Source organism: Actinomadura rudentiformis (assembly GCF_008923185.1).
Lineage (GTDB): Bacteria > Actinomycetota > Actinomycetes > Streptosporangiales > Streptosporangiaceae > Spirillospora > Spirillospora rudentiformis.
On sequence record NZ_WBMT01000042.1, the window covers coordinates 1 to 11,325 of the forward strand.

11 protein-coding genes and 1 rRNA gene are annotated in these 11,325 nt (G+C 70.1%); 6 read left to right on the top strand and 6 right to left on the bottom strand.

The window, feature by feature from the left end; genetic code table 11:
• Positions 1 to 179: 179 nt before the first annotated feature.
• Positions 180 to 296 (top strand): 5S ribosomal RNA (rrf, locus tag F8566_RS49340).
• Positions 297 to 352: 56 nt separating this feature from the next.
• On the opposite strand, the gene F8566_RS49345 is transcribed toward rrf, so the two are convergent.
• Positions 353 to 2,005: a DNA repair helicase XPB gene (locus F8566_RS49345; RefSeq protein ID WP_151571408.1), complete on the bottom strand. Its 1,653-nt coding sequence runs from the start codon at positions 2,003 to 2,005 to the stop codon at positions 353 to 355.
• 265 nt (positions 2,006 to 2,270) lie between these two features.
• Entirely contained in the window at positions 2,271 to 2,699 is a 429-nt protein-coding gene (locus F8566_RS49350; RefSeq protein ID WP_151571410.1) for a CD225/dispanin family protein, read from the bottom strand.
• A gap of 183 nt (positions 2,700 to 2,882) precedes the next feature.
• Here F8566_RS49350 and F8566_RS49355 point away from each other — a divergent pair, with 183 nt between their 5' ends.
• Entirely contained in the window at positions 2,883 to 3,314 is a 432-nt protein-coding gene (locus F8566_RS49355; RefSeq protein ID WP_192810296.1) for a pyridoxamine 5'-phosphate oxidase family protein, read from the top strand.
• A gap of 39 nt (positions 3,315 to 3,353) precedes the next feature.
• Here F8566_RS49355 and F8566_RS49360 read toward each other — a convergent pair whose 3' ends face one another.
• Positions 3,354 to 5,774 carry a helicase-associated domain-containing protein gene (locus F8566_RS49360; RefSeq protein ID WP_151571411.1) on the bottom strand — a complete coding sequence of 807 codons (2,421 nt, stop codon included), beginning with the start codon at positions 5,772 to 5,774 and terminating at the stop codon, positions 3,354 to 3,356.
• 102 nt (positions 5,775 to 5,876) lie between these two features.
• Between F8566_RS49360 and F8566_RS49365 the strand changes: the two genes are divergently transcribed.
• Positions 5,877 to 6,506, top strand: coding sequence for a hypothetical protein (locus tag F8566_RS49365; protein WP_151571413.1), 630 nt, complete (start codon positions 5,877 to 5,879; stop codon positions 6,504 to 6,506).
• A gap of 7 nt (positions 6,507 to 6,513) precedes the next feature.
• On the opposite strand, the gene F8566_RS49370 is transcribed toward F8566_RS49365, so the two are convergent.
• On the bottom strand, positions 6,514 to 7,137 hold the full coding sequence (locus F8566_RS49370) for a TetR/AcrR family transcriptional regulator (protein ID WP_192810297.1): 624 nt from the start codon (positions 7,135 to 7,137) through the stop codon (positions 6,514 to 6,516).
• Positions 7,138 to 7,302: 165 nt separating this feature from the next.
• On the opposite strand from F8566_RS49370, the gene F8566_RS49375 reads away from it, so the two are divergent.
• Entirely contained in the window at positions 7,303 to 7,764 is a 462-nt protein-coding gene (locus F8566_RS49375) for a GNAT family N-acetyltransferase (protein WP_225994237.1), read from the top strand.
• Positions 7,765 to 7,813: 49 nt separating this feature from the next.
• Here the strand turns inward: F8566_RS49375 and F8566_RS49380 are convergent, their stop codons facing one another.
• Positions 7,814 to 8,215, bottom strand: coding sequence for a hypothetical protein (locus F8566_RS49380; protein WP_151571415.1), 402 nt, complete (start codon positions 8,213 to 8,215; stop codon positions 7,814 to 7,816).
• A 374-nt stretch (positions 8,216 to 8,589) separates the two neighbouring features.
• On the opposite strand from F8566_RS49380, the gene F8566_RS49385 reads away from it, so the two are divergent.
• Both F8566_RS49385 and F8566_RS52765 read left to right on the top strand, forming a co-directional pair.
• The gene (locus F8566_RS49385; RefSeq protein ID WP_225994238.1) at positions 8,590 to 9,255 is read left to right on the top strand and encodes an HAD family hydrolase; all 666 of its coding nucleotides are present in this window, start codon (positions 8,590 to 8,592) and stop codon (positions 9,253 to 9,255) included.
• A gap of 200 nt (positions 9,256 to 9,455) precedes the next feature.
• Complete coding sequence (locus tag F8566_RS52765; protein WP_151571419.1) at positions 9,456 to 9,851, top strand: cold-shock protein; 396 nt, start codon at positions 9,456 to 9,458, stop codon at positions 9,849 to 9,851.
• A gap of 128 nt (positions 9,852 to 9,979) precedes the next feature.
• Here the strand turns inward: F8566_RS52765 and F8566_RS49395 are convergent.
• The coding region (locus tag F8566_RS49395; protein WP_225994239.1) for an MFS transporter at positions 9,980 to 11,325 on the bottom strand (1,346 nt) is incomplete at its 5' end.

The window sequence follows — 11,325 nt, forward strand, 5'->3', positions numbered from 1 at the left end:
GTGGCTTGAACACACACAACGTTCAAACCAATCGAAACAAGACACACTCTGCTGTGAGAAGTGTTCGCGTCCCTGTGTGGTTCCCAGAAAACAAACGGGAACCGCGACAACAACAAAATACCGAGCCAGGCTCGGACGACAAGCTTGCCGGCCCCTGTTTTGGGGTTGTGCGTTGGTCGTTCGGTGGTTATGGCGAAGGGGAAACACCCGGTCCCATCCCGAACCCGGAAGTTAAGCCCTTCAGCGCCGATGGTACTGCACGGGAGACTGTGTGGGAGAGTAGGACACCGCCGGACACGTATTAGGAAAGGCCCCGCCGTGAGGCGGGGCCTTTCTCATTTTATGCAGCCGATCAGATGTCTTCGCCGGCCAGAACGGCGTCGGCGTCTACGATCCGGTAGGCGTAGCCCTGTTCGGCCAGGAAGCGCTGCCGGTGGGCCGCGTAGTCCTGGTCCAGGGTGTCCCGGGCCACTACGGCATAGAAGCGGGCTCCGTGCCCTGAAGCCTTGGGGCGCAGCAGCCGCCCGAGTCGCTGGGCCTCTTCCTGCCGGGAGCCGTACGCTCCCGAGACCTGAACGGCGACGGATGCCTCCGGCAAGTCGATCGAGAAGTTGGCGACCTTCGACACGACCAGGACGTCGATCTCTCCCGACCTGAAGGCGTCGAAGAGCCGTTCACGTTCTCGCACTCGCGTCTCGCCCTTGATGACCGGGGCGTCCAGCAGCTCGCCGAGTTCGTCCAGCTGGTCGATGTACTGCCCGATGACCAGGGTCGGTTCGCCGCGATGGCGGTCCACGAGGGCCTGGACGAGCTTGGTCTTGGTGTCGGTCGTCGCGCAGAAGCGGTAGCGCTCCTCCGGCTCCGCCGTCGCGTACGCCAGGCGCTCGGAGTCGGTCAGGGTCACCCGTACCTCGACGCAGTCGGCCGGGGCGATCCAGCCTTGCGCCTCCATGTCCTTCCAGGGGGCGTCGTACCGCTTCGGCCCGATGAGCGAGAACACATCGCCCTCGCGCCCGTCCTCACGGACGAGCGTCGCCGTGAGGCCCAGCCGGCGCCGGGCCTGCAGGTCGGCGGTCATGCGGAAGATCGGCGCGGGCAGCAGGTGCACCTCGTCGTAGACGACCAGGCCCCAGTCGCGGGCGTCGAACAGCTCCAGGTGCGAGTACACGCCCTTCCGGCGAGTCGTCATGATCTGGTACGTGGCGATCGTGACCGGCCGGATCTCCTTCTTCGTGCCGGTGTACTCGCCGATCTCTTCCTCGGTCAGCGACGTGCGCTTGATCAGCTCCTGTTTCCACTGGTGCGCCGACACCGTGTTGGTGACCAGGATCAACGTGGTGGCCTGCGCCTGGGCCATGGCGGCCGCGCCGACGATGGTCTTGCCCGCGCCACACGGGAGGACCACGACGCCTGATCCGCCGTGCCAGAAGGCGTCCGAGGCTTCCTTCTGGTACGAGCGGAGGACCCAGCCCTGCTCGTCCAGCGAGATCGGGTGCGCTTCGCCGTCCACGTACCCGGCGGCGTCCTCTGCGGGCCAGCCCAGCTTCAGCAGCGCCTGCTTCAGCGCGCCGCGCTCGCTCGGGTGCACGACCACGGTGTCGTCGCCCACCCGGTCGCCGAGCATGCCTTTGATCTTCTTGGCTCGCAGGACCTCTTCCAGGACCGAGCGGTCGGTGGAGGACAGGACGAGGCCGTACGTGGGGTGCTTCTCCAGCCTCAGCCGTCCGTACCGCGCCATCGTGTCGGCCACGTCGACCAGCAGCGCGTGCGGCACGGGGTACCGGGAGAATTTGAGCAGTGTGTCGACCACCTGCTCGGCGTCATGCCCGGCGGCGCGGGCGTTCCAGAGAGCGAGCGGGGTCACGCGGTAGGTGTGGATGTGCTCGGGGGCACGCTCCAGCTCGGCGAACGGGGCGATCTCCTTGCGGCACGCGTCGGCCAGCTCGTGGTCGACCTCGAGGAGCAGGGTCTTGTCGGACTGGACGATGAGCGGACCGTCGGTCACAGGAAGGAACCCCCGGTTGGGACTGGAAGATGATGTGCGCCTGCTGCACGGTACCTGAGCGTTGCCCACTGATACCGGGCCTCGGCCAGGCTGCCCGGATACCGGCTCGCGGCCGGGTGGCCCGGCCTGAACTCCAACAGCCGCGGCCCGCCTTCTCTTCCCGAGCCCCCGACCCCGAGTCCCCGACCCCGAGTCCCCGACCCCCGGGCCCTCCAGCCCCCGGAGCCCCCCGAGCTCCTCCCAGGCCCGCTTCCGCCTCAGCCGATCAGATGTTGCCGCTCGACGAGTCGGCTTCAGAGACGATCACCGCGAAGTAGACCACCAAAATGATCAGACCGATCACGAGGGAGACGGCGAAGATCACCCAGCTCCAGGTGATGAGCTTGCGGGCGGCATTGGGGTCGGTGCGGACCTTGGACATGGCCATCGCGGACGTGATGATCCCCGCGATCCCGAACACCCCGCAGCAGAATAGGGTGACGATGATGTTGGCGATGAGGGCCCCGATGGCCGAGCCCTCGCTGGCCGGTGGCCCGTGCACACCGGGCGGGCCGTAGCCGTACGACCCCTGTGTCTGGCTGTACTGCCCGTAGGGATCCCAGCCGGACTGCCCTGCCCCGCCCTGGCCGTACGGGTTCTGCGGCTGCCCGTACGGGTCGTTCCACCCCGGCGGTTGCCCTCCGTAGCCGCTCATCGGCAACCTCCCCGCACCGATCGGACCGGGCCTGCCCCGCATGAATCCCACATGAATCGCACGCTACTCGCCCGGTGTCTCATTTCATTGGACTGAGGAGGTTATCTGTTGGTTCCTGTTCATTGCGGACCGGTCTGGCATTCTTGATCAAAGGACCTGATGCCTAGGAGCGAGGGACCGATCATGACCCTGGCGATGAACGCGGCCGAGCGGGAGCGCTTCCTGGCCGACCTGCACGTGGGGATCCTCAGCGTCACCGCGGAGGACGGCGCGGCGCCGCTGGCCGTGCCGGTGTGGTACCTGTACGAGCCGGGCGGCGAGATCTCCTTCGTCACCGGCCAGGACAGCCGCAAGATGTCCCTGATCCGCAAGGCCGGGCGCGTCAGCCTGGTGGTCCAGAACGAGCAGTTGCCCTACGGATACGTCTCCGTGGAAGGCGCCGTCACCGCCGTCGAGCAAGCTCACCCGGAGGAACGCCGCACTCTTGCCGAGCGCTACCTCGGCGCTGAAGGCGCCGCCCAGTACCTGGAATCCACCAAGGACGTAGCCCACACCATGGTTGTCGTTCGTGTACGCCCTGAGCGCTGGCTGACCCGCGACTACAGCAAGATGTGAACCTGGGTGGTTGACGGCCGCCGGCCCGGCGGCTGCGGCTCATTCGTCCGTGGCTGGATCGGCGGAGTCTACTTCGGCCACGCCGGTTATGCGGTGGAGGGCGAAACGCTGGACCGCGGCACGGGTGGCGTCATAGCCGGTCAGGAAGCCGCCTTCGATTCTCACGGGCTCGACAATGCGGCTGGAGGCCTGGCCTTGCTGGTCCAGGTAGCCGATCCACATGCGGGCGCCGCGTTCGACCGCGTCTCGGAGGTGCTCGATGGTGGCCATGGCGGGGGAACGGGGCGGCTCGCCGGAAGGGGCCTCGGCGCGCAGGCGGGCCTGCTCGGCGCCGTGGCGGGTGGCCTCGTCGCCCGCGCGCAGTGCCCGTACGGCGGCGGAGATCATGGCGGTGTCGGCGTTGGCTTCGGGTCGGAGCCGGACGATCTCGGTGCTCGGCAGCGGTTCCGCACGGTGCGCGTCCGGGCGGGTCACGATCACGCCGCCGCCGGGGGCCTCGGCCACCGGGGCCAAGCCCATGGTGCGGAGGGCGTCGATGAGTTCCTGGCGGGGCAGCGCCGAGGCGAGCACGGTCGGGGCCAGCCGGAAAAGGCGCAGGGTGCCGGAGCGGCGATCGGCGAGGATCTCGTCCAGGGTGGCGGGGGAGTCGGTGCGGACGTACGAGGTGAGGCTGCCGACGCGGACGTGGCCGTGGCGCCGGGCGACGTCCTCGATCAGGTAGCTGAGGGGCTGGGGGAGAGGCGTCGCCGAGTGCCGGGTCAGGAAATCGATCAGGTCGGCGCCCGTCCGGCCCGCGTCCAGGGCGCGCCGGACCGAGTCGGGGGTGAAGCGGTAGACCGTGGCGCCGCCGGTGGACTCGACGTCGGCGCAGAGCGCGAGCTCGCGAGCAAGGTCGGTGACCAGCGGGCCGGGGGCGACGGCGGTCAGGTCCGCCTGGATGAGGACCTGATCGACCGGAGCCGGGAGGTGCTTCTCAAGGCGCGGCCCGGGGTCGCCGCCGTCGAGGAGATCACGGGTGTACGGGACGACCTGGCCGAAGCCTGTGAGGCCCAGCGCGGCGGCCTCGCGCAGTGTCCAGCCGACCAGGCGGTCGCGAAGTGGGCCGCTGCGGCGGGGCTGTAGCCACGTCAGGCGCGTACTGATGGCCTCCGCGGTGGGGGCCTCGCCGGTCGCCTCGGCCAGGACTTCGAGCGTGGTGCGCCGGATGGCCGGGGCTCCGCCTCGGACCATCCCCTCGCTGAGCGCGTTGATCAGCCGGTCGCGATCGTCGCGCTCACCGGCGAGACCGGCGGCGCGGTCGGTGCGCAGCCAGCCGCGCGCCAGCTCGGTCCACCGGCCGGCGATGTCGCGCAGCAGCCACAGGTCGTACGCGGGGGTCGGCAGCCATTCACCGTCCAGATCCCCGCTGCGGGTCAGCAGGCCCGCCGCGTACGCGACCTCGACCAGGAGCGCCGCCCGCCACTCCTCGACGTCCAGCAGCGTGGCGGCGGCACGCAGGTCGCGTACCGCCAGCCCGCCGCTGCGCAGCACGGCGGGCGGCTCGACGCCCCAGCGTTCGAGGAGTTCCTCGGTCTGGCGGACGGCGGTGAACGCCTCGCCTGCGGCGGCCCGGACCGCCAGGTCTTCCGGCCGTTTGGCGGCGGAGCCCCCGGTCAGCGGGGGCGGCTGCGGGCTGACGTCGCGGAAGAGGCGACCGCCGCGCAGATGGAGGGCCACCTCCCGGGGGAGGGTCACCGTGCGGTCGTCCTCGGCGGCGAGGAGGCCGCGGGCCAGCAGGCGTTCGATGGGGGTCTCGGCGGTCTTCACGCGTACCGGGCGGCGGGCGTCGTTGACGCGTCCGACCGGGGGTCCCCAGGCGAGCTGCTCCAGGGCCGCCCGTGCCTCGGGGCCGGCGTCGGCGATCAGGGGCTCGGGATCGGCCAGGATCGCCGCCAGGCGCTGCAGGAGCCGCGCGGCGTCCGCGAAGCCCCGCGGTTCCTCGCCCTCCAGATCCGTGATCAGCGTGGTGAGGCGTTCGAGGGGATAGGCGGTGAAGACCTCCTGCGCCGGCGGGCCCAAGCCGGCTGGATGCGGCAACGCCTGCCGTACGCCCGGAGCCGGGTTGGCCGTTCCATTCCCCCAGGCCAGGCCGTAACGGCGCAGGCGTTCAAGGGCGGCGTCCGTTTCCTGGGGCGTGGCGTTCAGCGCGGCTGGCAGGGCCGACTGCTGGGGCGTGGCGCTCTGCCCGGATGCGCCCGTCGGTGTGGACGCGCCGGACTGAACGAGCAGGGCCTCCAGGACGGCCAGCGAGAAACGGTCGAGCCGATCGAGGGCACGGGAGATCGCGGCGGGCGTGGCGGCGCGGGCGGCGAGCGCGGTGAGATCGGCGGGAACGGGGGCGACCAGTTCTGGCCGGGCGGACAGGAGCGCACGCAGCTCGTCATCGCTGCGTGCGCGCAGCCAGTCCGCGTACGTGTCCATCCCGCTCCAAACTTAATGTGGCGTGCCCAGTGCTTCGGCGGGCACTATCAGCGTAGGAGGCGGGGGGCCTCCCTGGGCGCACTGCCGGAGCGAGGTGGCGCTATGGCCGAGGTTGCCGAGCAGTTGATCCTTGAGTATCTCGGGAAGGTCGCCGACGCCGCCCATGGCGAGCTCAGTTCGCAGGAACGGCTCGACTTCTGCAGCCGGCTGCGCCGGCGAATCGAAGAACATCGGCGCGGTAGCAATGATCCCAGGCAGGTCCGGCAGGTCCTCGCGCGGTTCGGCGATCCGAAGTACCTGGTGGCGCGGGAGCGGCGCCGGCTGGACGAGATCCGCGCGGCGACGGCCTCGGCGGCCCTGGGAGACGGCCAGGTCAGAACCCTGGAGGAGGAGTCCAAGGACCAGGGTTCAAAGGACCAGGGCTTTACGGAACAGGGCTCTACGGGCCAGGGCTCTACGGAAGGGGGCTCTGCGGATCAGGGCTCTGCGGAAGAGGGCTCTGCGAACAAGGCCCCATCGCGGCTGGGACGCCCGCCGCGCAGGGCGCGCGCCCCGGTGCGCACCGTCCGCCGCGATGGCCGGACGACCCGTCGCTTCACCTGGAGCCCCTCCGGCGCTGCTCGGCTGCGTCGCGAGTTGCGAAAGGAGAACAGTCGCGGTCCGTTCGCCCGCCTCATGAACGCGCTGCGCGAAGGCTGGCGCTCCTCCTTCCGCCGAAGAAGAACCGGCTGACGGTCGTTCAGGAAGAGGCGGCGGTCGACCTCTCCAGGTTGACCAGGCCCAGGCCGAGACGCGCCCAGCTGGCCACGAAGCGCTTTTCGTCTATGCGAGTCGGGGGCTCGTACATGGACTCGTTGGCCAGCCAGTAATTGACCACGGCGCCGCCCAGGATGGAGGCGATGGCGGGCCAGTCCTCGTCGATGCCCTCGAACTCGGGCTGGGCGGACAGCCACGTGGCGATGCCGTCGTACAGCGGGTTGACGATCCCCTCACGCATCTCCGCCACCAGGTGCGGGAACTGGTCGAGGTCGCGGAACAGCACCCGGATCAGGTCCTGCTCCTCGCGCATCTTCGCCAGCCCGGCCTGGCAGGTCATCTTGAGCCGGATTTCGAGCGGCCGGTCCTCGTACGCGACCGCCTGGTCCAGCACCTCGCTGACCTGCTGCCGGGTACGGTCGATGTGCTCGCGGATGGCGGAGGCGAGCACTTCCTCCTTGGAACGGAAGTGGCGGTAGAGGCCACCCGCGCCGGGGGACAGACCGGCGGCCGCCTCGATCTCCGCGACCGAAGTCGCGGCGTAGCCCCGGTCGGCGAACAGCCGGAGCGATTCGGCCACGATCCGCTCGCGCGTAGATGTCGTCATGTTCTGTAATTCCTCCGCAAGAACACTAAGGCATGTTCGACCAGGAGTCCTTGCTCCTCGCGAGGCACGCCCGAATTCGTGATCTGTCTCGCACCGGCGGACGGGCTACTAGAGTTCGTTTCTCCGTGCCCTGTCGCCGTAGGGGCGTTGCCGGAAGGATCGACGATGCCTGAATTCCTCGCCGAGGACTTCGTGATCCCCACCCTGGTCGCCGGGCCGCGGTTCCAGATCCGCCCCATCACCGTGCACGACGTGGTCAAGGACTACGGCGCGATCGTGGGCAGCATGGACCGCCTTCGTGATCAGTTCGGGCCCGAATGGGGGTGGCCCTCGCCGGAGTTCACCTTCGAGCAGGCACTGATCGACGTGGCCTGGCTCCAGAAGGAGGGCCAGCTCCGGCGATCGTTCAGCTACGTGGTGACCACACCGGACGAGGAACGCCAGCTGGGGCGCATCCACGTGGCCCCCTCCGACGAGCCCGACGCGGACGCCGTCGTGGTGTTCTGGGTGCGCTCCGACCAGGACGATCCCACCCTGGAGAAGGAGTTGGAGGAGTTCGCCCGCGAATGGGTCACCACCGCCTGGCCCTTCGAGGTCGTCCGCTTCCCCGGCCGCGAACTCAGCTGAGGCGTCAGGCGAGGCGGCGCCGGCAGAGGCGGCCTGACGGGACGCGGCATCAGGCGAGGCGGCGGACCAGGGACGTCAGGATGCGGCCGGCTATCAGGTAGACGAGGGCGGCAAGGCCGTAGTTGACGGCTACTTCGCCCTTGTGGTCGTCGGGCTGGAAGACGTCCTTGAACTGCCAGGCGAGATCGTCCGCCCAGTCGCCGACCGTGTTGACCAGGTCGTTGGCGGTGTTGGCCTCGAACGCCACGAAGACGATGTGCACAGCGAGGATCAGCACGACGACCGTGGTGACGAGGGAGACGAACCAGGCGACCGCGTTCACGGCGCGCCTGCGGGCCATGGTCATGGCTTCGGCGCGCGGGCGCCGTACGCGGTGGGAGGTTCCGGTGGTCGTGGGACCGGCCACCTTGGTCTCGCCCGTGGTCGGAGTGCGATCGTTGTCGTCTGCCATGACGCCTCCCTGTGAGCCAGGCGGGGTCGTTCGAGCCCCGGGGGCAGGGGTGGATATTCGGGTTGCGTGTTTTTCCTGGTAGCGCGGTTTACTGCTGCCGGGGTGGGTATATCCGGATCACGAAACGCCGTTTCGGACGGCCAGGAGAACCAGTTCTGGTCATGCAAAACCGGAACGGTCGTGACGCGCACAGATTCCCGCGCCCTCCTACTCGGATCCCGTCGCATCGCCACTACCAGGGGGGCGCGGGTGCGCGTCCAGGTCAGGCCCCACATCGGGGGTACGGAGGCATTGGCGGGCACGGAGGCACAGGGCCGGGCTCGGGCCCGAAGCCGTGTCATCTCCGTCATACCTATCCCTTTACCCTGTGGGACGTGCTGGACCTAGATTCTCGCGGTGCCGATGTCCCCGCGGTCGCGGTGGGGTTCGATCTCGACCTGACGCTGGCCGACACGCGCGCCGGCATCAGCGCCGTGTACGACGCCCTGGCCGCCGAGACCGGCGTTCCGATCGACACCCGGCTGGTGGTGACCAGGATCGGCCCGCCGCTGGAGACCGAGCTCGGCTACTGGTTCCCGCCCGCCGAGGTCCCGGCCATGGCCGCGCGCTACCGGGCGATCTACGCCGACATCGCGATCCCGGCGACCGTGGTGATGCCGGGCGCCGTCGCGGCGATCGACGCCGTCCGGGCGCGCGGCGGGCGGACGATCGTGGTCTCCGGCAAGAACCAGAAGGACACCGAACGGACCGTGCGCTATCTCGGCCTGGCCGTCGACGAGGTGGTGGGCGGGGTGTTCGGCGCCGACAAAGGCGTGGCCCTGCGCCGGTTCGGGGCCGGTGCGTACGTCGGCGATCACACCGGCGACGTGGACGCCGCACGGGCCGCCGCCGCGGTGGCGGTCGGGGTCGCCACCGGCTCGTTCGACAGCGCGGCCTTGACGGCGTACGGCGCCGACATCGTGCTTCCCGATCTGCTGGCGTTCCCCGGATGGCTCGGCGGGTTCCCAGCCGCCGAGCAGGGTCACCGGTCGGTGCGATGACGGCCGATAGTGGCCGCTGCCTGCAATCTTCCTGCGATGATCTGTTCCGGCCGAATATCCGGATGCCATGGCCGCCGGTCACCTGTAGCTTCTGTCCGTTGGCTCGCAGCTGTCTCCAGCCGTCGCTCGTGTGTTCATCGCCTCGCGGCCGGGCGCTAATCTTGGGGCCAATTCAGGACGAGAGTTGAACGAGGTCCCCCGTGCCGACTGGCAAGGTCAAGTGGTACGACGCCGACAAGGGTTTCGGCTTCCTCACCCGCGATGACGGCGGTGAGGTCTTCGTGCACTCTTCTGCGCTCCCCGGCGGCGTGACGGCGCTCAAGCCGGGGCAGCGCGTGGAGTTCGGCGTGGTCGAGGGCCGGCGCGGCCAGCAGGCGCTCCAGGTGCGCGCGCTCGACACGCTGCCGTCGGTCGAGAAGGCGGTGGCCAAGGCCCGCCGCAAGAAGCCCGACGAGATGGTGCTGATCACTGAGGATCTCATCAAGCTGCTCGACGGCATCTCCAACACCTACCGCCGCGGCAAACACCCGGCGCCCGCCGAGGCGAAGAAGATCGCCACCGTGCTCCGCGCGGTCGCCGACGACCTTCACTCCTAGCACGCACACTCCTGACGCGCACACTCCTGACGCGCACACTCCTGACGCGCACACTCCTGACGCGCACACGGACGCCGTACCCTCCGCCCCGTCGGTCAGGAGGTCGGTCGGTCAAGGGGGCCGGGCGGTCAGGAGGTGCGGCGGGCCGGGGTCGCCGACGCGTCGTCCAGGCTGAGCCGCGAGCGCAGGGGACGACCGCCGGTGCGGTGGACCAGGAGGGCGCCGAAGGCCAGGGACAGGACGCCGGCGACGATCGCGAGAGCCAGCCGCCCGTCGGCGACGATCGACATGCCGAGGCCCAGCAGGCCGCCGATGACCCAGACGAGCTGGTGCAGGGTCTCGGAGACGGCGAACGTGGAGGAACGGACCTCCTCGCCGATCTCGCGCTGCACGACGGCGTCCAGGGAGAGCTTGCCGAGCGACTGGCCGAGCCCGGCGGCGAGGGCGACCGCCAGGGCCGCCACGAGGCCGAAGAAGGCGGCGCTGACCGCGGTGACGGCGGTGACGAACGCGAGGGTGCCGAAGACGATGATCCGGGGCGCCCGGGCCTTCATCCAGGCGCCCAGGGCCGTACCTGCCAGGCCGCCGGCTCCGGCGGCCGCCGCCAGGAGACCCAGCGCCACGTTCGCCGAGACCTGGTCGAAGCGTTCCTGCCGCAGGAGGAACGCCAGGTAGAGGATGAGGAAGCCCGAGAAGGCCCGCAGGATCGCGTTCGCCTCCATCGCCTCGGCCACGGCCGGGCCTACGCGGGGGAACGTCCGCCAGCGGCGTTTCTGCGCGGGGGGCGAGTCCTCCGGGGCGGGGGCGGGCGCGGTTTCGGGGGAGTCGACGTGGTTCGGGAGACGCATGCTGAAGATCACGCCCGCCAGGAAGACCAGCATGGCGATGCGGAGCAGCCAGTCCGGGCCGATGAGCACGGCGAGGCCCGCCGCCACCGGTGCGGCGATGGACGCCGCGATGAGCCCGGCGAACGAGGCGCGCGCATTGGCGGTGACCAGCGTGATCTGGTCGGGCAGGACCCGTGGTGTGACGGCCGCGCGCAGCACGCCGAACGCCTTGGACAACACGAGCACGCCGAACGCGGCGGGCAGGAAGGTCACCGCGTCGTTGTTGGAGACCGCTCCCGCCATGCCCCAGCACAGCAGGCCGCGGGCCACGAACGTCCCCGCGATCGCATACCGCCGGGCGTGCCGCATCCGGTCGAGCGCCGGGCCGATGAGGGGCGCGACGAGGGCGAACGGGGCCATCGTGACCAGCAGGTAGAGGGCCACCTGGCCGCGGGCCTGGTTGACGTCCAGCCCGAAGAACAATGTGCCGGCCAGGGCCACCGCGACGAGGGCGTCACCGGTGGAGTTGACGGCGGCCGCCTCGATGAGGCTGCCGAGGCCGCTGCGGCCCGCGCCGTCGGCGTGCGTGGCGCGGCGAGTGAGCCTGCCGGTGGACCGGGCGGCGCCGCCGACCCGCCGGGCGGCCC

Bases quoted from the DNA above. Each gene is read 5' to 3' on its own strand.
- F8566_RS49380 (WP_151571415.1), bottom strand. From the start codon at position 8,215: ATGGCAGACGACAACGATCGCACTCCGACCACGGGCGAGACCAAGGTG.
- F8566_RS49355 (WP_192810296.1), top strand. From the start codon at position 2,883: ATGACCCTGGCGATGAACGCGGCCGAGCGGGAGCGCTTCCTGGCCGAC.
- F8566_RS49370 (WP_192810297.1), bottom strand. From the start codon at position 7,137: ATGACGACATCTACGCGCGAGCGGATCGTGGCCGAATCGCTCCGGCTG.
- F8566_RS49360 (WP_151571411.1), bottom strand. From the start codon at position 5,774: ATGGACACGTACGCGGACTGGCTGCGCGCACGCAGCGATGACGAGCTG.
- F8566_RS49350 (WP_151571410.1), bottom strand. From the start codon at position 2,699: ATGAGCGGCTACGGAGGGCAACCGCCGGGGTGGAACGACCCGTACGGG.
- F8566_RS49375 (WP_225994237.1), top strand. From the start codon at position 7,303: ATGCCTGAATTCCTCGCCGAGGACTTCGTGATCCCCACCCTGGTCGCC.
- F8566_RS49365 (WP_151571413.1), top strand. From the start codon at position 5,877: ATGGCCGAGGTTGCCGAGCAGTTGATCCTTGAGTATCTCGGGAAGGTC.